This window comes from Variovorax sp. 350MFTsu5.1, from assembly GCF_048302515.1.
GTDB classification, from domain to species: Bacteria; Pseudomonadota; Gammaproteobacteria; order Burkholderiales; family Burkholderiaceae_C; genus Variovorax; species Variovorax guangxiensis.
In genome coordinates, this window is record NZ_CP157620.1 from 1,149,288 (window position 1) to 1,170,845 (window position 21,558).

Consider the following 21,558-nt stretch of genomic DNA (forward strand, 5'->3'; position numbering starts at 1 on the left):
TCATAGCGAGATCCGCCACATGCCTGCCGCCGCCCTGCAACGCCGCCCCTGGGTTCCCGCCGCCAGCGAGGACCATGTGCTTTCCATCGCCGCGGACGCCGCCTCGCGCGATGCTGCAGGCGTGGCCGCCGAGATCGAACGGCTGGTGGCCGACAACCACCGCATCCACGACGTCGACGGCCTGAACCTCAACCCCGCCACCAACGTGATGAACCCGGCCGCCGAGGCGCTTCTGTCGCGCGGACTGGGCTCGCGCCCCTCGCTCGGCTATCCGGGCGACAAGTACGAGATGGGCCTGGAGGCCATCGAGCGCATCGAGGTGGTCGCCGCCGAGCTGGCGGCCGAGGTGTTCGGTGCGAAGTTCGCAGAGGTGCGCGTGAGCTCGGGCGCCCTGTCGAATCTCTACGTGTTCATGGCGACCTGCCAGCCCGGCGACACCATCGTCGTGCCCCCGCCCAGCATCGGCGGGCACGTCACGCACCATGCGGCAGGCGCCGCAGGGCTCTATGGCCTGAAGCCGGTTTCCGCGCCGGTGGATGCCGACGGCTACACGGTCGACCTCGCCGCGCTCGCGAAGCTGGTGCGCGAGACAAGGCCCAAGCTCGTCACCATCGGCGGCAGCCTCAACCTGTTTCCGCATCCGGTGCCCGCGATCCGCGAGATCGCCGACGGCGTGGGCGCGAAGCTGCTCTTCGACGCGGCGCATCTCTCGGGCATGGTGGCCGGCAAGGCATGGCCGCAGCCGCTGGAGCAGGGTGCGCATGCGATCACCATGAGCACCTACAAGAGCCTGGGCGGACCGGCGGGCGGGCTGATCGTGTCGAACGACGCGGCGCTGATGGAGCGCATCGACGCCATCGCCTATCCCGGCCTCACGGCCAATTCGGATGCGGGCCGCACGGCGGCATTGGCCCGTGGCCTGCTCGACTGGAAGGTGCATGGTATCGCCTATGCGGCCGCGATGCGGGAGACCGCGCAGGCACTGGCGCGCGAACTCGATGCGCGGGGGCTGCCCGTGTTCGCGAAGGCACGCGGCTTCACGCAGTCGCACCAGTTCGCGCTGGAGGCCGCACGATGGGGCGGCGGCCAGCGAGCGGCGAAGAAGCTCGCGAAGGGCGGCCTGCTGGCCTGCGGCATCGGCCTGCCGATCGCACCCGTGGAAGGCGACATCAACGGCCTGCGCCTCGGCGTGCCCGAGATCGTGCGGCTGGGCTTCACGCCCGCGGACATGTCCCAGCTTGCTGACTGGATCGCACGAGCCCTCGAGGGCGATGCGGCATCGGTTGCAGCCGAAGTGCGCGAGCGCCGCAAGCGCCTCGGCGAGCTGCGCTACATCGTGCGCTGACGCAGGCAGCCGCTTCGGCTCAGCGCGAACGCCCCTGCCGGTAGGTGCCGGCAGGCAGCGCCGCGGAACTCTTCGATGCCTCGGCCGCTTCGGCCAGCCGTGCCATCGAACGTCCCACCTGCGCATGCGTGATGGCGATGCCCAGCGCGTCCGCCGCGTCGGCGCCCGGCAGGCCCGGCAGGTCGAGCAGGCGACGCACCATCTCCTGCACCTGCGCCTTGGCGGCCTGGCCGTGGCCGGCCACCGCCTTCTTCATCTGCAGCGCGGTGTACTCGGCCACCGAGAGATTGTTGGTGACCAGTGCGGTCACGCAGGCGCCGCGCGCCTGCCCCAGCAGCAGCGTGGACTGCGGGTTGACGTTGACGAAGATGATTTCCACCGCCGACGCGTCGGGCTGGTAGCGCGCGGTGATCTCCGCGATGCCGTCGAACAGCACCTTCAGGCGCGCCGGCAGGTTGTTGCCGGTGCCCAGGTGCCGGGTGCTGATGGTGCCGCTGGCCACGTAGCGCAGCGCATGGCCGTCCGCGTCGACCACGCCGAAGCCGGTGGTCTGCAATCCGGGGTCGATGCCGAGAATGCGCATGAAAGGAAACGTAAAGGCCTAAGCCTGGGAAAAGATTGTCAAAAGAGTTGCGAGGAGGGGGCCGAAAGCCGGCTGATCGTGGGCAGAATGCGCCCCGGTCCGTACCGTCCGCCCCGCCCCGCGCGGGGCGCGCCATTCAAGGAAGCGAATGTGAATGTAGTCGAGTCCTCCGCGCAGCAGCAACTGGACGAGGTGCAAGCCTTGATCGCGCGCCTGCAGATGCACCCCGCCGAACGCGCGGCCGCCAGCTTCCGGCGCATCGAGCTGCTGGACGACCTGGGCCGCCGCAAGGAAGCGGTGGCCGCCAGCGTCAGGCTGCTCGACGAGTTCGCGGCGAAGCCCGAGGTCGGCGTGGTCGTGCCCTGCTGCCAGGCCTTGCGCCTGCTGGCCCACATGCTGCGCCAGCTGCACCGCCCCGCCGATGCGCTCGCCACGCTCGACCGATTGATCGCGGCGCACGGCCAGCGCCCCGAACCCGAGATTCGCGAGCACATCGCCCATGCGCTCTACCAGCGCACCTGGTGGATCGACGAGCCCGCCGCGCGCTGCGAAGCCTGCGATGCCATGAGCGAGCTGCTCGACAGCCAGCCCGACGCCGCCTTCGACACCTGGCGCGTGGAGGCGCGGCTGCTGAAGGCAGAGGTCGAGCACCACCGCGGCCTGCCGCAGGACGCACTGGCCACGCTGGAGGCCGTCATCGAACGCTTCGACGGCAGCACCGACCCGGGCGTGGTGCTGCGCGTGGCGCGTGCGCGCCTGGCTTCGGTGCTGAACCTGCGCGAGCTGGCACAGCATGCGCAGGCGCAGGTGATGTGCCTCGCGGTGGCCGACCAGATCGAGGCCGGCCTGGCCCATGCGGCGCCCGAGCTGCGCATCGAGGGCGTGCGCGCGCTGACGCTCTTCTTCGACGGCTTCGGCATCGACGAACATGCGAACCGCGCCGAACTGGTCGGCTGGCTGCTCGAGCGCTACGGCCACGATGCCTCGCCGCAGGTGCGGCGCATGGCGGTGCGCCGCGCCTACGACTGGTCGGTGGGCCTGCGCGAGTCGGACGACGGCGAGGCCGCGCTGGCCGCCTGCGAGCGGCTGCTTGCCACCTTCGGCGCGGACACCGATCCGGTGGTGCATCGCACCGTGGCGAGCGCGCAGCTCAACAAGGGATTCGTGCTGCTCGAACGGCTGGGCCGGGCCGATGAAGCGCTCGCCGCATACCAGCAGCTCGCGAGGCAACTGCAAGGTACGCCCGCGTCCGAGTTGCAGGACACGCTGGCCAAAGCCCTCTCCGGCCGGGAAGCCTGCCTCAAGCGGCTGCGCAAGGCCGAGGCCGGAGCTCATTTGCCGGAACTGCCGGCGGAGCTGCGCGACGAAGTGCGCGACAAGGTCCGGCAGGGCCGCAAGCACGGTGATGCCGGCGAATTGCAGGAGGCCGTTGCGCTGTTCGACCAGGTGCTGTCCGCGCACACCGCGTCGCCGCATCCGGAGTTGCGGCGGCAGTGCGCGCGGGCGCTGGTGCACAAGGCCTTCTGCCTGATCGCCCTCGAACGCTTCCACGAAGTGGTCGCGGCCGCCGATGCGATCGACGTGTACTACGGCGCCGACCCTTCGACCGAGATGCAGGAGACCGTTGCGCAGGGTCTGCAATACAAGAGCACCGCGCTGGACCGGCTCGGCCTGCACGACGACGAGATGCGCGTGCACGACGAGATCGTCGCGCGCTGGGGCAACTCCGAGCTGCCCGACCTGCGCGGGCGCGTGGTGGGCGCGCTGTTCCGCAAGGGCGCGACGCTGCGCCAGGCCCGCCAGCTCGAGGCCGCGGTGGCCTGCTACGACGAGGCCATCGCGCGTACCAGCAGCGCGAGGGAGGGCACGCTGCAGCTCTGGGCCGCCAAGTCGATGATCAACAAGGCCAAGGCGCTCGACAAGCTGGGCGATGCTGCCGGGCAGATCAAGGCCTATCGCACTCTCATAGCCCGCTTCGGCGATTCCGGCGACGCCGCGCTGCGCGAGCGTGTCGTCAATGCCTGCGAATGGCTCGCCGAGGCCGAAGGCCGCCAGGGGCGCGTGGAGGCGCAGCGCGCGGCCCTAGAAGCCGCGCTGGGGCGCTTCGGCACCGCACTATCGGCCGAGCAGCGCACGCGTCTCACGCGCGAGCTGCAGGCGCTGAAGGCGAAGGCACTGGGCCGCAAGGCGAAGGAAGTTTTCGGCCGCGTGGTGCGGCGCAGGGCCTGAGGCCGCCACCCAACCCGATCCGTCTCAGGCTTTTTTCCAGGAATACCGCGGAACCGGCTTTGCCGGGCCGCAGGTATTGCCCCCTGCAAGGGGGTTGGCGAAGCGACACGAAGTGCGCGCAGCCTGGGGGTTTGCCTAGTTCATGCGTTGAAGTACCAGCGGATGGAGTGGAAGAAGATGGGGGCGGCGAAGCACAGCGCGTCGACGCGATCCAGCAGCCCGTTGGCGCCCGTCACGCCCGCATCCTTGCGGCCCCAGTTGGGAATGCCCCGGTCGCGCTTGAGCGCCTTCATCACCAGGTGCCCCATCGAGCCCGAGATGCAGGCGATGATCGACACCGCCAGCGCCTGCCCGAACCTGAAGGGCGTGATGAACGAGAACAGCGCGCCCACCAGGCTCGCCACCGCGATGCCGATGGCCCAGCTGGTCCAGTTGAAGCTGCGGCTCACGTTGGGCGCGAAGGGCGCGCGCTGCATGCGCCGCGAGATCAGGTGCTGCACCAGCACCGAGGTCTGCACCACGAACACCAGGAAGAACACGAGGAACGCGCTCTTGCCCTCGTAGCCCGGAAAGCTCAGCAGCAGCAGCGCCGGCACGTGGCTCATGCCGTAGACGCAGACCATGATGCCCCACTGCAGCTTGGCGTTGCGCTCCAGGAACTGGCTCGGGTCGTTGGCCAGCGCGCTGGTCACCGGGATCGCGAGGAACACGTACACCGGGATGAACACGGTGAAGAGGTCGAAGCGCGCGGTGGCCACCAGCCAGAACTGGATCGGCAGCACCACGAAGAAGGCGAGGATCAGGCTGCGGTGGTCGCCGCGCCGCGTGGGCGAGAGCGTGATGAACTCGCGCAGCGCGAAGAAGGAGATGAGCGCGAACAGCACCGTGGCCACCGTCTCGCCGAGCGCCCAGCCGATCCAGAAGACCAGCACCATGAACCAGGTGGTGCCCAGCAGCTTGCGGAAGTGCGCCAGCTCGGCCTGCCAGGCGGCGTCGTGCACGGGGTTGCGCTTTTCCCTGAAGCTCAGGAAGAAGGCGGTGGCGCTCACGACCGCGAGCACGCCGAAGATGATGAGAAAGAGCGCCGCGACCTGCTGGGTCGGGCTGAGGCTGCGCAGGAACTGGTTCATGTCGTCGTCAGACGTCGCGCAGGGCGATCACGGCGGCGCGCGCCCGGTCGAGGAAAGGGCGGCGCTCCTCGCCTTCCTCCACGCGCACCGGCGCGCCGAAGGTGACGGAGCACAGGATGGGCACCGGCACGATCTCGCCCTTGGGCATGACGCGCTGCACGTTGTCGATCCATGCGGGCACCAGTACCACGTCGGGGAACATGGTGGCCAGCGTGTAGAGCCCCGACTTGAACTTCTGCGGTTCGCCGGTGTGGCCGCGCGTGCCTTCGGGAAAGATGATGATCGAGTCGCCGCTGCGAAGGGCTTCGACCAGCGGGGCCAGCGGATCGGAGGCAGGGGCCGCCGGCGTGGGCGCGGGTTCGGGCGCCGCGGGCGGGGGTGGTTCGGGAGACGGCGCAGGCGGCGGGGCAGGGGGCACGGGCAGGTCCAGCTGGCCTTGTGCGCCGGATGCTGCTTCGACGGGCGGTGCCGGCGGGGTCAGGGGCAGCAGCGGCTCCATCGAGGGCTCGATGCGATCTTCCAGTGGCCGGGCGGCAGGCGCCGGCGGCGCAACCTCGGGAGCGGCAGGAGTCGCCGGCGCTGCAGGAACTGCCGCAGGCGCTGCCGCGGCCTGCCGCTCCACGTACACCGCGTTGAACACTTCAGTCGTGATCCAGCGCTTGACCGGTGTGTTGGCCCAATAGTCGCGCGCCGCGATGGGCCGCGTGATGCTGCGCAATTCTTCCGGCAGCGCCGCCCAGATCATCACCAGGTCGGCATGGCTCTGGTGGTTGGCGAAATAGATGCGCTGCTCGGCCTTGGGCGGACAGCCGTACCAGCGCGCCTGCGCGCCCGTGAGCAAGCGGACGATCCCAAGAAGCAGCCAACCCGTGAGCTTTGCCAGCATATGGGCGCGATGATACGGGCCATGCGATGGCGTTTCGATCCTCTTTCACTGGCGTGGGCGGTGGCCCTGTTTCTTGTATTGCTGATGCTGGCCACCGTGGGTGCGCGCTGGGGCTGGCTGCGCAGCTTCTTCGGCGACGTGCTGGCCGTGGCGTGGGTGTATTTCGTGTTCAAGACCGCGATCGGTGCGCGCGTGCTGCCGCTGGCGCTGGCCGCGCTGGGCGTGGGCCTTGCGGTCGAACTCGGACAGTACCTCGCGGCGACGTGGCACCTGCACATTCCGAACCGCGCGCTGCGTATCGTGCTCGGCAGCACGGCGGACTGGTGGGACGTGCTGGCCTACACCATCGGCTTCGCCGGCGTGCTGGCCATCGAGGGCCTGCGCGGCGGGTTCCTCAGGGCAGCTCGGCCGCGGGCATCCGCGCCATGACGGTGGAGGCGCGCCCGCTCAGGTAGGGCGAGCCCGGGCGCCGTTCGAAGAACTTGGGGCTGGGCAGCATCACCGCGAGGCGCGCGGCCTCGTTGGCACTCAGGCGCGAGGCCGGCTTGCGGAAGTAGTACTGCGACGCCGCCTCGGCGCCGAACACACCTTCGCCCCACTCGACGTTGTTGAGGTAGATCTCCAGGATGCGCCGCTTGTCCAGCAGCACCTCGAGCAGCGTGGCCAGCACCAGCTCCTGGCCCTTGCGCAGCATGGTGCGCTCGCCCGACAGCAGCAGGTTCTTCGCGAGCTGCTGCGTGATGGTCGAACCGCCGCGCAGCTGCACCGGCCGCACCGGCTTGCCGCGCGCTGCCGCACGGGCTGCGCGCTTGGCGGCCAGCTCTTCCGCCTTGGCGTTGCGCTGGCGCGCGCGCTCGATGGCTTCCCATTCCACGCCGTTGTGGTCGACGAAGCCGGCGTCCTCGCTGGCGATGACCGCGCGCTTGAGCGTGTCGTTGATCTGCCAGTAGGGCACCCACTCCTGCCGCCAGCCGCCGCCGCGGCCTTCATGAATGGCGATCTGGAAAGCCTCGGAGCGCTGGAAGGCGGTGCTCTGCGGATCGACCACAGCCATCGCCGCGATGCGCGCCACGAAGAAGAGCTGCAGGGCCAGGCCCGCCACCGCGAGGCAGGCGATCAGGCGCAGCACGGCCTTCATTTATTTCAGCTCGGCCCGGATCTCGGCCAGCACCTGTGCCGAAGGCGGCCGGACGCCGCGCCAGATCTCGAAGGACTCGGCCGCCTGCTCGACCAGCATGCCCAGCCCGTCGCGCGCCACCGCGCCGTGCGCTTCGGCCCAGGCCATGAAGCCGGCGGCGGCGGGGCCGTACATCATGTCGACCGCGAGCCCGCCTTCGCGCAGCACGCTGGCCTTCACCGGCACCGCGTCGCCCGCAAGGCTGGAGGCGGTGGCGTTGACCACCACGTCGAAGGCGCCCGGCACTTCGTCGAGCGCCCAGGCTTCGAGCGATGCGCCGTGGCGCAGCGCGATGGCCGCATGGCGGCGCACCAGCTCGACGGCCTTGTCCACGGTGCGGTTCGCGACCACGACGCGCGAGGCGCCTGCGTCGAGCAGCGGCCCCAGCACGCCGGCAGCGGCGCCGCCCGCGCCGATCAGCAGCAGCGCCTTGCCCTGCAGCGGCACGCCCGCGTTGCGCACGATGTCGTTGACCAGGCCGATGCCGTCGGTGTTGTCCGCACGAATGCCGCCATCGGCCTCGAAGCGCAGCGTGTTGACCGCCTGCGCGAGAAGGGCGCGCTCGCTGGTGTGCTGCGCGAGCGCCGCGGCCTCGAACTTGAATGGCACGGTGATGTTGCAGCCGAGCGCGGCGTCGCCGCGCTCGGCGGCTTCGCGGCGGAAGGCTGCGATGCCCTCGGCGAAGGCACCGAGCGGAATGAGCCGCCGGCCGTATTCCAGCTGCTGGCCGCACAGCTGCGCAAAGCGCGCGTGGATGCGGGGCGAGCGGCTGTGCTCGACGGGGTTGCCCATGACGCAGTACAGGTCCATGGTGTCTGCCTTTTCTGGTTGCGCCTGCCGTTGCGGTGCGGCTGTTTTCCGGATTCCGGTTACTGCGAGGAGAGTTCGACCGAGCCGTCGTGCGAGAAGCGGAAGTGCGGGCGGATCACGATCTGGTCCGCGTGCTCCTTGCGCATCGCGTCGGTGAAGGTGCCGAAGTTGCCCACGCTCGCGACGATGGCCTGCGCCCGCTTGTCGAGCACGGCCTGGCCCGAGCTTTCGTCGATCACGGTCGAGAGCAGCCGGCCATCGAAGTTGACGGTGATGGTCATGGTGAGCTCGCCGTAGAGCTTCTTGCCGGCCAGCGTCGGGAAGTTGGCCGTTCCCTGCGCTTCCACCCGGCGGCGCAGCGAATCGACGTAGGTGGCGAAGGCGGCCTCGCGCGTGAAGGGGCTGAGGTAGCGCTTCTTGGGACGCGCGTTCTCCTCGTTCACGCGGCGCTCGATCTCGGCCAGCAGGTTGATCATCTGGCGGCGCTTTTCCTCCTGCGCCTTGGCCTCGGCCGGATCGCCGGCGTTGCGCGGATCGGGCGCGGGCATCGCGGCCAGGTCGCGCTTGAGCTGGGTGAGCATCTGCATCTGCTCGGCCTGCATGGCGTCTACCTTGCGCTGCGCGTCCTCGAACGAGTCGCCCACGGTGGTGAAGCTCGACGGCGGCAGCGGGCTGGTGGCGCGGCCCTTGTCGAGGTCGCCGCCGCCCGCGAGCGAGGTCTGCGCGCGCAGCCGCGCGGCGGGGTCGGGCCGGTCGTTGGTCTTGGTGTTGACCAGGATCACCTCCAGCGGCGTGTCGCTGAAGACCTTGTTGAAGGATTCGGGATCGACGAATCGCACCGTGAGCAGCGCGGCGTGCACAACGACCGACACGCCCAGTGCGATCTGCAGCGTGCTGAGGTCCTTGAAGTTCATTCTCTAGACTCCTCCAGGGGCCGCATTTCTCCGGACGATCCGCCGGGGTTCATGCAGGCGTGTTTTCTTCGGGTGCTGCCTCGCTGTCGTTCAGGTCGACGGCGATGGCGATCGGGCCCGCAACCACTTCTTCTTCGCCGTCGTCGCCTTCCTCCTCGGCGGATGCGCCGGCCTTCGGCGCGTCGAGGCGCTCGAGCACCGTGCCGCTCACGTCGAGGGCGATCTCGTCGATCTCGCCGAGCTTCACGCGCAGGCGCGCGCCGCGCTCCTGCTGCCCGGCCACGGGGAACACCAGCGGCAGGGTGTCGGCACGCACGAGCGCGCCGTTGGGCATGTCCTTGATGACGGTGGCCTCCAGCTCGGTGATGCCCTGCTGCTGCAGGTACTTCAGCGTCCAGAAGCGCTCCATGCCGCCCTGGTAGGCGTTGTACGCGGTGTAGGCCGCGTCGAAGCCCGAGAGAATCGAGAACAGGTCTGCGTCCTTCGGCTTGAAGGGCGCGGCCAGCGCGGCGGTCTTGCCGTGGCGTGCGGCGGCGATGATCTGCCACTGGTTCACCAGGTCGGTGTAGCGGCGCAGCGGCGAGGTGCTCCAGGCGTAGCTCTTCACGCCCAGGCCTGCGTGCGGCAGCGCGCGCGTGCCCATGCGCACCTTGATGCCGGGCGCGAGGCTGGCCTGGCTGCGGTAGAGACCCGGCACGCCGAGCTCGCCGAGCCAGCCGCCCCAGCTGCTGTTGGCCAGGATCATGGCTTCGGACACGATCAGGTCGAGCGGTGCGCCGCGCTGGCGCGTGCTGATCTGTACCTGCTCGCCGCCGGTGGGCTCGGCGCCGTCGTTGCCGACGAGGCGGAAGTTGTAGTCGGGCCGGTTGAAGCTCTCGGGCTTGCCGCGCACCACCTCGCGCTGCGCCTTCAGCTGCTTCGCCAGGCGGAACAGGAACGACAGGGGCGCGCGCATGCGGGCCGCGGCGTCGGGTGTGCTGTCGGCATTGAAGGCGGCGTCTTCCAGCCACTGCTGCGTGACGACGGTGTCGAGCTGGTCGTGGCGCAGGTTGGCCACGATCGGCACGCGCTCCAGTTTCGTCTCGGTGCCCTGCAGCTCCAGCGTGGCTTCGTCGAAGCGCGCGTAGAGCGACACGGCCGGGCGGTCGCCACCTTCGAGCAGCGTGTAGGTGTCGACCACCTCGTCGGGCAGCATCGTGATCTTGTAGCCCGGCATGTAGACCGTGGACATGCGCGCACGCGCCACGTTGTCGATCGGGCTGCCGGGCGTCAGCGCGAGCGCCGGAGCGGCGATGTGGATGCCGACCGTGACGGTGCCGCTGCCCAGGCCCTGCACGGAGAGCGCGTCGTCGATTTCGGTGGTCTGCGAATCGTCGATGGAGAAGGCCTGCACGCCCTCTGCCAGCGGCAGGTCGTCGGCGATGGCGGGCGCCGCGAGCGCGGGGAAGCCGGTGCCCTTGGGGAAGTTCTCGAACAGGAAGCGGCGCCAGTGGAACTGGTAGGGCGAGTCGATGGCGCCGGCGCGTTCAAGCAGGTCGAGCGGCGGACGCTGCGTGGCGCGCGCGGCCTCGACCACGGCCTTGTATTCGGGGGCGTTCTTGTCGGGGCGGAAAAGGATCTTGTAGAGCTGTTCGCGCACGGGAGCCGGGCACACGCCCTCGGCGAGCTGCGCCGCCCACTCGGCGATCTGCGCCTGGATGGCCTTCTTCTTCTCGATGGCGGCCAGCGCCTGCTGCACGATCTCGGCCGGCGCCTTCTTGAAGCGGCCCTTGCCGGCGCGGCGGAAGTAATGCGGTGCCTCGAAGAGCGCGAACAGGGCGGCGGCCTGCTGGGCGAGCGAGGGCTTCTCGCTGAAATACTCGGCGGCCAGCTCGGCGAAGCCGAATTCGCCCTCGGGCGCGAACTCCCAGGCGAGATCGAGGTCCATGCCGGCGGCGAGCGCGCGCCCTTCGGCGATCAGGTCGGCGGGCGACGGCTTCTCGAAACGAAGGACGATGTTGGCGCCCTTGACCTTGACGCGCTTGCCGGTGTCGAGCTCGACCTGCGCCGATGCTTCGGCCTCCGACAGCACGCGGCCGCCGAGGTACTTGCCGGCTTCTTCAAACAATACAAACATCCGTCGATTGTCCCACGCGGAGTTGGGCTCACCCCCAGGCTTGCCCACTTCGTGTGGCCTCCCGCCCCTTCCGGGGGCGACCCCTGCAGCCCGGCGAAGCCGGTTCTGCGGTGTCCCCGGAAATTCAAACGGGGTTGATGAAGGCCATCACGTCGTCCAGGTGGGCCTTTTCGAAGTCGGACAGGGCATGGTCGCCGCCTTCGAGCAGCTTGATGTTGCTGTCGGGGTAGCGCGCCGACATCTCGTGCCAGTCGAGCGCCTCGTCGCCCTTGGCGATGATGGCGAACACGCGCTCGGGCCGGGTGAGCGGGCCGACCTCCATGGCGCGCAGCTCGTGGATGTATTCGGGGCGGAAATAGAAATGCTCGGCCGGGTCGTGCCAGGCGGTCTGGTCGCCGATGTAGAGCATGAGGTCGCGCGCGGGGTGCACGGCCGGGTTCAGCAGCACCGCGCGGCAGCGCGTCATGCCGGCCACATAGGTGGCGTAGTAGCCGCCCAGCGACGAGCCCACCACGGCCATCGACTTGCGCGGCCAGTGCGCGATGCCCTTCATCACCATGTCGATGGCATCGTGCGGCGACGGCGGCAGCTGCGGACACCACCATTGCAGGTTCGGATGCCGCCGCGCGACGCGATCCGCGACGATCCGGGCCTTGGTCGAACGAGGCGAAGAGCGGAAGCCGTGCAGGTAGAGCAGGTGGGTTGTTTGCGGATCCATGCGAGGAAAGGAAGGGCGGTGCGGCGGTGGTGCCTCGCTTGCCGGGAACGGGTAATTCTGCATGAGGTCTGTTCTCGCGAGGCCGCTTCCGACATACAAAAACCGGCTGGCCGGGTTCGTCGGCAAGGCCGCAGCCTGCCGGGGCCCGGGGCGCACCGGCGTTCCGCATGCTCCTGCGCCTGGGGGCATGCCGCGCATCTGGAATTCGAAAGTACTCAGGCTGAGTTCGCTGCGGTGCAAATCGCCTACATTCCGGTTACTTCGCTCGCCCGGGCTGCAGGAATGTGCCCGGAAAAAAGCGGCCAGAGTTTCGAGCAAAGCCTGTTGGCGCACATATCCCATGAACGAGGGATGTGCGCATGGATGCCCCGTGCTCGCCGAGGCTTATGCTCGGAGGAATGAACATTGAGGCTCAGGACGACGCGTCGCTACGCCGCTGGGGCGTGCTCGTGGTCGAGGACGACAGTCGCGCGCGCGCCTTTTTCGAGGCGAGCGTGCAGCGCAGCCCGCGGCTTTTCTGGCTCGGCAGCGCGGGTACCGTGCAGGAGGCGCTGGGCTGGCTGTCGCGCACGACCACCATTCCCGATGTGTTGCTGGTCGACCTCGGCATGCCCGACGGCACCGGGCTCGACGTGATCCGCGAGGCGGTCTCGCGTTTTCCTGGCTGCGAACCGCTGGTTGTGTCGGTCTTCGGCGACGAGGAAAACGTTCTCGCGAGCATCGAGGCCGGCGCCGTGGGCTACATCCACAAGGACGCCGCGCCCGAGGACATCGCGCAGACCATCGTCGAGATGAAGGCCGGCGCCTCGCCGATCTCGCCCATGATCGCGCGGCGCGTGCTCGCCAAGTACCGCAGCCTGCAGACTGCGGCGCCTTCCGGCACCACGCCGGGCTCGGCGCCCGAGGCCGCCGCCGAGGAAGCCGACCGCGGCCTGCTCTCGGCGCGCGAGCACGAGGTGCTGACGCTGATCGCTCGCGGTTTCTCCTATGCCGAGATCGCCCGGCTCAAGGGCCTGAGCGTGCACACGGTGCAGACCCACATCAAGAACCTCTACGGAAAGCTCGCGGTGCATTCCAAGAGCGAGGCCGTCTTCGAAGCGACGCGTCTCGGCCTGTTGTCTCATCCGGGCTGAGCGCAGATGCGGCCGAACCGGGTGTCGCTGGTGATGTCGTGGCTGGCGATGCTCCTGATGGGCCTCGCCGGCCTTTTCGGCGCTTGCGGCGTTTCCGCCGCGTCCGCCGCCGAGGCGCCGATCGAACTGCGCCAGGGTACCGTGACGACCACGGTCGACGGCGTTACGCGCACCGAGCCGGTCGAGCTTTCCTACCACTGGGACCGGCAGCACAACGGACGCCCCGGCACGGCCAGCTTCGACCTGCCGTTCACGCTCGAGGCCGAGCCCGAGACGCCGTGGGGCATCTTCATTCCGCGCGTGGGCAACGTCTTCGAGGTGCAGCTCAACGACGCGCTGCTGCAGACCTACGGCGACATGAAGCGCAACAACGACGCCGACTACGCCAAGGCGCCCATCTACGTGCCCGTGCCCGGCAAGCTGCTGCGCAAGGGCGACAACCTGCTGCAGATCCGGCTGCATGCCGACACCGCCCGCCTCGCGGGGCTGTCGCAGGTGGTCGTCGGGCCGGCCGCGTCGGTTCGCAACGAGCTCTTCGAGAGCGCCAACGCTTGGCGCTTCACCGGCTCGGTGCTGCTGATGGCCTTCAGCCTGATCGTGGGCGGCATCGCGCTGGCGCTGTGGCTGACGCAGCTCGACGTCGATGCAAACGGCATGCCGCGGCGCGTGGCCATCTATTTCTGGGCCGCGCTGGCGGAGTTCTTCTGGGCGGTGCGCATGGCCGACGGGCTGGTCGCCGAGCCGCCGCTGTCCTGGGGGCTGTGGGGCGTGCTGATGGCTGCCTGCTACGCCGGCTGGGCGGCCGCCTCCATGATGTTCGTCTACCACCTCGCGGGCTGGGCGAACGAGCGGCGCCACCGCTGGGTGCGCTGGCCGGTGGCCGGCGTGGTGGTCGGCACGGTGCTGTTCAGCGCGCTCTCGCTGCAGCGGGACGAGCCGGCCTGGTTCACCGCCTGGCTCGCCGTGGAGCTCGTGTTCGTTGCCGCCTTCGTCGGCGCCTTCGCCCTCGCCACGCTGCGCCACCCGAACGACGACCGCCTGCTGATGGCCGGCGCCGCGCTGGTCACGGTGGCATTCGCCGCGCGCGACTGGCTGGTGGTCCGCCTGAGCGACGCCTACGGCGAAACCACCTGGGTGCGCTATTCGTCGGTGTTCTTCGGCGCGGTGCTGCTCCTGATCGTGCTGCGGCGCTTCCGCGCGGCGGCCGTGCAGGCGCGCGGCTCGGTCGCGGCCCTGGCCGAGCGGGTGGCGCAGCGCGAGCGCGAACTGGCGGCCACCTATGCCGAGCTCGAGGCCGCGGCGCAGGTGCAGGCGCGCACCCACGAGCGCGAGCGCATCCTGCGCGAGATGCACGACGGCGTGGGCTCGCACATCAGCTCGGCCATCCGCCAGCTGCAGTCGGGCCAGAGCAGCTCGGGCGACCTGCTGCGCACCCTGCGCGACTCGCTGGACCAGCTCAAGCTGCAGATCGATTCCATCCACCTGCCGCCGGGCGACGTGGGCGCGCTGCTCGCCGCGGCGCGCTACCGGCTGGAGCCCCGGCTGGCGTCCTCGGGCATCGAGTTCGAATGGGCGGTGGACGAGGTGGAGCCGGTGGAGGGGCTGGACGCGCACGGCATGCGGCAGCTGCAGTTCCTGCTATTCGAATCGATTTCCAACGTGCTGCGGCACGCCGAGGCCACCGTGCTGCGCTTCGAGGCCGGCATGAAGGGCAAGACGGTGCAGCTGCGGGTGATCGACAACGGCAAGGGCTTCGACACCACCAGGGTCATGCCGCGTTCGTTGGCGGAGCGCTCCGGGGCCATCGGGGCGCGCCTGACGGTCGAAAGCCGACCGGGGCGCACGGTCGTTCAGCTCGAATTCGATTGAGGGGGCCGGTGGGGCTGGGATAATCCGCCCTCATGTCCGCCGTGTTCAATCAGCCCTCCCTGGCGCGTCGAATTGCGCCCATCTTCCAGGGCTTCGACGGCTTTCTGGCCTTCGCCGTGCTGCTGCTCGCCTTCGCAGGGCTGCTCACCATGTATTCATCGGGCTACGACCACGGAACCCGTTTCGTCGACCATGGCCGCAACATGCTGCTGGCCGGCTTCATCATGTTCGTGGTGGCGCAGGTGCCGCCGCAGCGGCTGATGCTCGCGGCCGTGCCGCTCTACACGATGGGCGTGGCGCTGCTGGTGGCGGTGGCGCTCTTCGGCATCACCAAGAAGGGCGCCCAGCGCTGGATCAACGTGGGCGTGGTGATCCAGCCCAGCGAAATCCTGAAGATCGCCATGCCGCTGATGCTGGCCTGGTGGTTCCAGCGGCGCGAGGGCCAGCTCAGGCCGCTCGACTTCGTGGTGGCGACGATGCTGCTGGCGGTGCCGGTGGGGCTCATCATGAAACAGCCCGACCTGGGCACCTCGCTGCTGGTGCTGGCGGCGGGCCTGTCGGTGATCTTCTTCGCGGGGCTGCCCTGGAAGCTGATCGTGCCGCCGGTGGTGATCGGCGCGGTGGCCATCACGCTGATCGTGGGCTTCGAGTCGCGGCTGTGCGCCGACGGCGTCGACTGGCGCGTGCTGCACGACTACCAGAAGCAGCGCGTGTGCACGCTGCTCGACCCGAGCAAGGATCCGCTGGGCAAGGGCTTCCACATCATCCAGGGCATGATCGCCATCGGCTCGGGCGGCGTGGGCGGCAAGGGCTTCATGCAGGGCACGCAGACGCACCTCGAATTCATTCCCGAGCGCACCACCGACTTCATCTTCGCCGCCTATTCCGAGGAATTCGGGCTCATGGGCAACCTGGCGCTGATCTCCGCCTTCATCCTGCTGATCTTCCGGGGGCTGGTGATCGCGGCCAACGCGGGGACGCTGTTCTCGCGCCTGCTGGCCGGGGCGGTGACGATGATCTTCTTCACCTACGCCTTCGTGAACATGGGCATGGTCAGCGGCATCCTGCCGGTTGTGGGCGTGCCGCTGCCCTTCATCAGCTATGGCGGCACCGCGATGGTGACGCTGGGGCTGGGGCTGGGCATCCTGATGTCCATCGCCCGGGCGAGGAGGCTCGCCCAGAACTGAGCGCGGACGGGGGGCGAGCCATAGAATCCTGAAATGATCTCTCGCGAACCCACCATCGAGCGCCTTGCCACGGCGCAACAGTTCCTTCTCACGCCGTTCGGCCTCGACGAATCGCACCTGAGCAAGGCCCTGGCCGAGATCACCGCGCACCGGGTGGACGACGCCGACCTGTACTTCCAGTACACCCGCAGCGAAGGCTGGAGCCTCGAGGAAGGCATCGTCAAGACCGGCAGCTTCAGCATCGACCAGGGCGTCGGCGTGCGAGCGGTCAGCGGCGAGAAGACCGCCTTCGCCTACTCCGACGACATTTCCGAGGCCTCCCTGCTCGATGCGGCGCGCACTGTGCGCTCCATCTCTTCCGCGGGCCGCGCCGGCAAGGTGAAGACGGCGCCCCGCAAGATCGCCTCCAGCCGCTCGCTCTACCAGGGCATCGACCCCATCGCCACGCTCGACAGCACCGCCAAGGTGAAGCTGCTCGAGAAGGTCGAGAAGCTCGCCCGCTCGCGCGACCCGCGCGTGGCGCAGGTGATGGCGGGGCTGGCCAGCGAGTACGACGTGGTGCTCGTTGCCCGCGCCGACGGCACGCTGGCCGCCGACGTGCGGCCGCTGGTGCGCCTGTCGGTCACCGTGATCGCCGAGCAGAACGGCCGCCGCGAGATCGGCTCCGGCGGCGGTGGCGGGCGCTTCGGCCTGGCGTATTTCTCCGACGAGCAGATCGCCGAGTACGTCGACCATGCCGTGAAGGCGGCGTTGACCAACCTCGACGCGCGCCCGGCCCCGGCCGGGGAAATGACGGTGGTGCTGGGCTCCGGCTGGCCCGGCATCCTGCTGCACGAAGCCATCGGCCACGGGCTGGAGGGCGACTTCAACCGCAAGGGCTCGAGCGCGTTCTCGGGCCGCATCGGCCAGCGCGTGGCGGCCAAGGGCGTGACGGTGCTCGACGACGGCACCATCGCCGACCGCCGCGGCTCGCTCAACGTCGACGACGAGGGCAACGCCAGCCAGCGCAACGTGCTGATCGAGGACGGCATCCTCAAGGGCTACATCCAGGACGCGCTCAACGCGCGCCTCATGAAGGTCAAGCCCACCGGCAACGGCCGCCGCGAAAGCTATGCCCACGTGCCGATGCCGCGCATGACCAACACCTACATGCTCGGCGGCGACAAGGAACCCGACGAAATCGTCGCGAGCATCAAGAAGGGCCTGTACGCCACCAATTTCGGCGGCGGGCAGGTCGACATCACCAGCGGCAAGTTCGTGTTCTCGGCCAGCGAGGCCTACTGGGTCGAGAACGGCAAGATCCAGTACCCGGTGAAGGGCGCGACCATCGTGGGCAACGGTCCCGACGCGCTCACCCGCGTGACCATGATCGGCAACGACATGGCGCTCGACTCCGGCGTGGGCACCTGCGGCAAGGAAGGCCAGAGCGTGCCCGTGGGCGTCGGCCAGCCCACCCTGCGCATCGACGGCCTGACTGTAGGTGGAACGGCTTAGGACTTTCGGCACTTGTGGACTGTTTCCTCCCGTTGCTAAGCTGCGCTCCTTTTTTTGCGAAGAACGCATTCAAGGAGCATTTCGATGGGGAACAGGATCAATTCGCCCGCCGTTCTGTGGGCCGTGACCGCCGTGGTGGCGGTGGCCTCCGCCGGTTGCGCATCCCGCGGCAGTTCTGGTAGCCAGCCCGCGGCGGCGCCCGCACCCGCGGCGGCGGCTGCGGCACCTGCCGCGCGCGGCGGAGCCAAGGCCGGCATGGACGCCCAGGGCAACGTGATCGACTCCTCCAAGGTCGAGGCCGGCAGCGGCCGCACCGTCAAGGGCCTGAACGGCTACGAAGGCGAGATCACCGGCAACCCGGCGCGTAACAGCAAGTTCGCGCGCCTGCAGATCGGCATGAGCGCCCGGCAGGTCACCGACATCGCCGGCCAGCCCACCGATCAGGGCGCATATGTAACCGGCAAGGCCTTCATTCCCTTCTATTTCGGCAGCGACCGCCATCGTTTCGAGATGACCTACAAGGGCCAGGGCCGCCTGATCTTCGCGGGCGGCGGCATGGGTGACTATTCCTCCGGCAACCTGATCTGGATCATCCACAACCCCAACGAATCGGGCTACCGGTAAACAACAGCGAGCCCGGTCCCTTGACCGGGTTTCGCTTTTCCGTGCTACATTGCCACCCCATGTCCGCTGTCCGCGCTTACTTTTTTGCCTACTTTTGGTTCCCGGTTTCCGGCGGACGAGAGGCGAGCGCGTAAAAAGCACACACGAATACCCTCCCAGAACCGCCGGTGGCCTCAAGCCCCGGCGGTTTTTTCTTGTCCCCTCGATTCCAACTCCAGCAGCACACAAGGAAGAAGCACCATGAGCACGAACAACTCCCCCGCCAGCGACAGCTGGTATGCGCGCGTCGAAAAAACCAGCAAGACCGACGACGAACGCATCAAGGACATCAACGTGCTCCCCCCTCCAGAACACCTCATCCGCTTCTTCCCCATCCGCGGCACCGCGGTCGAGACGCTGATCGAGGACACCCGCGGACGCATCCACAACATCATGGCCGGCAAAGACGACCGGCTGCTGGTGATCATGGGCCCGTGCTCGATCCACGACCCGGCCGCCGCGCTCGAATACGCCCGCCGCCTGAAGGCCGAGCGTGAGAAATACGCCGGCACGCTGGAGATCGTGATGCGCGTGTACTTCGAGAAGCCGCGCACCACGGTCGGCTGGAAGGGACTGATCAACGACCCGTACCTGGACGAGAGCTTCCGCATCGACGAAGGCCTGCGCATCGCCCGCCAGCTGCTGATCGACATCAACCGCATGGGCCTGCCGGCGGGCAGCGAGTTCCTCGACGTGATCTCGCCGCAGTACATCGGCGACCTGATTTCCTGGGGCGCCATCGGCGCGCGCACCACCGAAAGCCAGGTGCACCGCGAACTCGCCTCGGGCCTGTCGGCGCCCATCGGCTTCAAGAATGGCACGGACGGCAACATCCGCATCGCCACCGACGCCATCCAGGCGGCGGCGCGCGGCCATCATTTCCTGTCGGTGCACAAGAACGGCCAGGTCGCGATCGTGCAGACCAACGGCAACCGCGACTGCCACGTGATCCTTCGCGGCGGCAAGGCGCCCAACTACGACGCCGCCAGCGTCGAGGCCGCCTGCAAGGACCTGGAAGCCGCCAAGCTGCCGCCCACGCTGATGGTCGACTGCAGCCACGCCAACAGCTCCAAGCAGCACCAGAAGCAGATCGACGTGGCCAAGGACATCGCCGCTCAGATCGCTGACGGCTCCAAGCGCGTCTTCGGCGTGATGGTCGAAAGCCACCTGCAGCCGGGCGCCCAGAAGTTCACGCCGGGCAAGGACCAGCTCTCGGGCCTCGAATACGGCAAGAGCATCACCGACGCCTGCCTGGGCTGGGAAGACTCGGTGCAGGTGCTGGACACGCTGTCGCAGGCGGTCAAGCGCCGCCGGGGCTGAGGAGGCTGTTCCTCAGAGCATCGCTGCCAAGTCGGGCCAGTGGTGCCGCATCGACGCAGCCTCGTCGCTGTCGGACGGCACCAGGGAGAAATCGGCGAAGTCGAAGCCCGGCCCGACCATGCAGGCGACCAGCGTGTAGTCGCCCGAGCTGTGGCTCTGGATCGGCCGCGCCGCCTGCCATTGGCCGGCGGGCACCACGTGCTGGGGACGAGTGCCGTGGATGTCGACCGGGCCCAGACGCGTGTGGGCCGGCGCGGTCCGCATCGCGGCGTCGCAGGTCCACAGCGCGAGCGGCACGCCTTCGAGGTGCACCCAGACTTCGTCGGACAGCACCCGGTGCCAGCGCGAATGCTGGCCCGCCTCGAGCAGGTAATAGATGCTGGTCAGCGCGCTGCGCGGCGGGCGGCCATCGGCCGGCGTGACGTTCGATGTGGAGCGGAACACCTCGGCGTACCAGCCCCCTTCGGGGTGCGGTTGGAGCTTCAGGGTCTCGACCAGTTCGCGGGCTCGGGCGATCGGCATGGCGGTCATGATGCGGCCGCCGCGTGCAGGGCCGCAAGCAGTTTGTCGTGCACGCCGCCGAAGCCGCCGTTGCTCATGCAGACGATGTGATCGCCCGGCCGGGCCGCGGCGACGATCTGCTTCACCAGCGGCTCGATGGCCCCCGCGACCTGCGCGCGATCGCCCATCGGCGCGAGCGCGGCGGCTACGTCCCAGTCGAGGCCGGCCGTGTGGCAGAACGACAGGTCGGCCGATTCCAGGCTCCACGGCAACTGCGCTGCCATGACGCCCAGCTTCATCGTGTTGCTGCGTGGTTCGAAGGCAGCGAGGATGCGCTCACTTTTGCGGCCAGCGTCGTCCAACTTCTTGCGCAGGCCGTCGAGCGTGGTGCGGATCGCGGTGGGGTGGTGGGCAAAGTCGTCGTAGACCGTGATCGCGCCGCCGTTGCCTTCGACCATGCCGCGCAGTTCCATGCGCCGGCGCACGTTGCGGAAGCTGCCGAGCGCCCGGGCCGCGTCGGCCGGCGCCACGCCCACATGCTCGGCCGCGGCAATGGCGGCCAGCGCATTCATCTGGTTGTGCAGTCCGGAAAGCTCCCATTCGACCCGGCCGACCGCCTCGCCGCGCAGCAGCACCTCGAAGGCGTCGTGGGTGCCGTGTGCCTGCCACTCGCCGCCCGCGCCGAAGCGCGCGAGTTCGCTCCAGCAGCCCTGGGCCAGCACGCGCTGCAAGCTTTCCTCGGTGGCGTTCACCACCAGCCGGCCGGTGCCGGGCACGGTGCGCACGAGGTGGTGGAACTGGCGTTCGATGGCGGCAAGGTCGTCGAAGATGTCCGCGTGGTCGAACTCCAGGTTGTTCAGCACCGCGGTGCGCGGCCGGTAGTGCACGAACTTGCTGCGTTTGTCGAAGAAGGCCGTGTCGTACTCGTCGGCCTCGATGACGAAGGCGGGGCCGTCACCCAGTCGGGCCGAGACGCCGAAGTCCAGCGGCACGCCGCCCACCAGGAAGCCGGGGGACTTGCCGCCCTTTTCAAGGATCCAGGCAAGCATCGATGTGGTGGTTGTCTTGCCGTGGGTGCCGGCCACCGCCAGCACGTGGCGGCCCAGCAGAACGTGTTCGGCCAGCCACTGCGGGCCGCTGGTGTAGGGCTTGCCGGCGTCGAGGATGGCTTCCATCAGCGGGAACTTGGGGCTCCCGTCGGCCAGCCGCGCGCGGGAGACTACGTTGCCGACCACGAACATGTCAGGGGCCAGCGAGAGCTGGTCGGCACCGAAGCCCTCGATCAGGTCGATGCCGAGGGCGCGCAGCTGGTCGCTCATCGGGGGGTACACGCCGGCGTCGCAGCCCGTGACCCGGTGGCCGGCTTCGCGGGCGAGGGCGGCCACTCCGCCCATGAAAGTGCCGCAGATACCCAGGATATGAATGTGCATTGGTCGATTCTAGGTAAGCGGTGTGCAGGCCCTTCGGCGGGGGCGCCCGTTTG

The 21,558-nt window shown here is 68.9% G+C and carries 19 protein-coding genes; 9 read left to right on the forward strand and 10 right to left on the reverse strand.

Annotated features, from left to right (window positions below):
* Positions 1-19: 19 nt before the first annotated feature.
* Entirely contained in the window at positions 20-1,345 is a 1,326-nt protein-coding gene (gene glyA, locus ABL843_RS04980) for a serine hydroxymethyltransferase (protein ID WP_418119176.1), read from the forward strand.
* 19 nt (positions 1,346-1,364) lie between these two features.
* Here glyA and ruvC read toward each other — a convergent pair whose 3' ends face one another.
* Positions 1,365-1,928 (reverse strand): crossover junction endodeoxyribonuclease RuvC, encoded by a 564-nt coding sequence (gene ruvC / locus ABL843_RS04985; RefSeq protein ID WP_126021404.1) that lies wholly within the window; start codon positions 1,926-1,928, stop codon positions 1,365-1,367.
* 150 nt (positions 1,929-2,078) lie between these two features.
* On the opposite strand from ruvC, the gene ABL843_RS04990 reads away from it, so the two are divergent.
* Complete coding sequence (locus ABL843_RS04990) at positions 2,079-4,157, forward strand: tetratricopeptide repeat protein (protein ID WP_418119177.1); 2,079 nt, start codon at positions 2,079-2,081, stop codon at positions 4,155-4,157.
* A gap of 140 nt (positions 4,158-4,297) precedes the next feature.
* Here ABL843_RS04990 and ABL843_RS04995 read toward each other — a convergent pair whose 3' ends face one another.
* Both ABL843_RS04995 and ABL843_RS05000 read right to left on the reverse strand, forming a co-directional pair.
* Entirely contained in the window at positions 4,298-5,287 is a 990-nt protein-coding gene (locus ABL843_RS04995; RefSeq protein WP_418119178.1) for a phosphatidate cytidylyltransferase, read from the reverse strand.
* Between the two features lie 7 nt (positions 5,288-5,294).
* On the reverse strand, positions 5,295-6,173 hold the full coding sequence (locus ABL843_RS05000) for a lysophospholipid acyltransferase family protein (protein WP_418119179.1): 879 nt from the start codon (positions 6,171-6,173) through the stop codon (positions 5,295-5,297).
* A gap of 9 nt (positions 6,174-6,182) precedes the next feature.
* On the opposite strand from ABL843_RS05000, the gene ABL843_RS05005 reads away from it, so the two are divergent.
* A complete protein-coding gene (locus tag ABL843_RS05005; RefSeq protein WP_418119180.1) occupies positions 6,183-6,602 on the forward strand; it encodes a DUF2809 domain-containing protein in 420 nt (139 codons plus the stop codon).
* Here the strand turns inward: ABL843_RS05005 and mtgA are convergent.
* The 5 genes from mtgA to ABL843_RS05030 form a co-directional block, all read right to left on the reverse strand.
* The gene (gene mtgA, locus ABL843_RS05010) at positions 6,568-7,311 is read right to left on the reverse strand and encodes a monofunctional biosynthetic peptidoglycan transglycosylase (RefSeq protein WP_418119181.1); all 744 of its coding nucleotides are present in this window, start codon (positions 7,309-7,311) and stop codon (positions 6,568-6,570) included. The genes ABL843_RS05005 and mtgA overlap by 35 nt on opposite strands.
* A complete protein-coding gene (gene aroE / locus ABL843_RS05015) occupies positions 7,312-8,160 on the reverse strand; it encodes a shikimate dehydrogenase (RefSeq protein WP_418119182.1) in 849 nt (282 codons plus the stop codon). It lies immediately after the preceding gene.
* Between the two features lie 59 nt (positions 8,161-8,219).
* Positions 8,220-9,074: an energy transducer TonB gene (locus ABL843_RS05020; protein WP_184634750.1), complete on the reverse strand. Its 855-nt coding sequence runs from the start codon at positions 9,072-9,074 to the stop codon at positions 8,220-8,222.
* 49 nt (positions 9,075-9,123) lie between these two features.
* Positions 9,124-11,190 carry a ribonuclease catalytic domain-containing protein gene (locus tag ABL843_RS05025; RefSeq protein WP_418119183.1) on the reverse strand — a complete coding sequence of 689 codons (2,067 nt, stop codon included), beginning with the start codon at positions 11,188-11,190 and terminating at the stop codon, positions 9,124-9,126.
* A gap of 124 nt (positions 11,191-11,314) precedes the next feature.
* Entirely contained in the window at positions 11,315-11,908 is a 594-nt protein-coding gene (locus ABL843_RS05030) for a YqiA/YcfP family alpha/beta fold hydrolase (RefSeq protein ID WP_184634753.1), read from the reverse strand.
* A 386-nt stretch (positions 11,909-12,294) separates the two neighbouring features.
* Here ABL843_RS05030 and ABL843_RS05035 point away from each other — a divergent pair, with 386 nt between their 5' ends.
* The 6 genes from ABL843_RS05035 to ABL843_RS05060 all read left to right on the forward strand — a co-directional run bounded on the left by ABL843_RS05035 (position 12,295) and on the right by ABL843_RS05060 (position 19,574).
* Positions 12,295-13,041, forward strand: coding sequence for a response regulator transcription factor (locus ABL843_RS05035; RefSeq protein WP_126021702.1), 747 nt, complete (start codon positions 12,295-12,297; stop codon positions 13,039-13,041).
* 6 nt (positions 13,042-13,047) lie between these two features.
* Positions 13,048-14,910, forward strand: a complete 1,863-nt coding sequence (locus tag ABL843_RS05040) for a sensor histidine kinase (RefSeq protein WP_418119184.1) — start codon at positions 13,048-13,050, stop codon at positions 14,908-14,910.
* Between the two features lie 32 nt (positions 14,911-14,942).
* The gene (gene rodA / locus ABL843_RS05045) at positions 14,943-16,097 is read left to right on the forward strand and encodes a rod shape-determining protein RodA (protein WP_126021393.1); all 1,155 of its coding nucleotides are present in this window, start codon (positions 14,943-14,945) and stop codon (positions 16,095-16,097) included.
* Positions 16,098-16,130: 33 nt separating this feature from the next.
* Entirely contained in the window at positions 16,131-17,591 is a 1,461-nt protein-coding gene (tldD, locus tag ABL843_RS05050; protein WP_418119185.1) for a metalloprotease TldD, read from the forward strand.
* 84 nt (positions 17,592-17,675) lie between these two features.
* Positions 17,676-18,215 carry a hypothetical protein gene (locus tag ABL843_RS05055; protein WP_184634758.1) on the forward strand — a complete coding sequence of 180 codons (540 nt, stop codon included), beginning with the start codon at positions 17,676-17,678 and terminating at the stop codon, positions 18,213-18,215.
* Positions 18,216-18,455: 240 nt separating this feature from the next.
* Complete coding sequence (locus tag ABL843_RS05060; RefSeq protein ID WP_126021390.1) at positions 18,456-19,574, forward strand: 3-deoxy-7-phosphoheptulonate synthase; 1,119 nt, start codon at positions 18,456-18,458, stop codon at positions 19,572-19,574.
* 12 nt (positions 19,575-19,586) lie between these two features.
* Here the strand turns inward: ABL843_RS05060 and ABL843_RS05065 are convergent, their stop codons facing one another.
* Together ABL843_RS05065 and mpl are read right to left on the reverse strand one after the other, a co-directional pair.
* The gene (locus ABL843_RS05065; protein WP_418119186.1) at positions 19,587-20,105 is read right to left on the reverse strand and encodes a cupin domain-containing protein; all 519 of its coding nucleotides are present in this window, start codon (positions 20,103-20,105) and stop codon (positions 19,587-19,589) included.
* Complete coding sequence (mpl, locus tag ABL843_RS05070) at positions 20,102-21,505, reverse strand: UDP-N-acetylmuramate:L-alanyl-gamma-D-glutamyl-meso-diaminopimelate ligase (protein ID WP_418119187.1); 1,404 nt, start codon at positions 21,503-21,505, stop codon at positions 20,102-20,104. Before mpl ends, ABL843_RS05065 begins: the two co-directional genes overlap by 4 nt.
* Positions 21,506-21,558 lie beyond the last annotated feature (53 nt).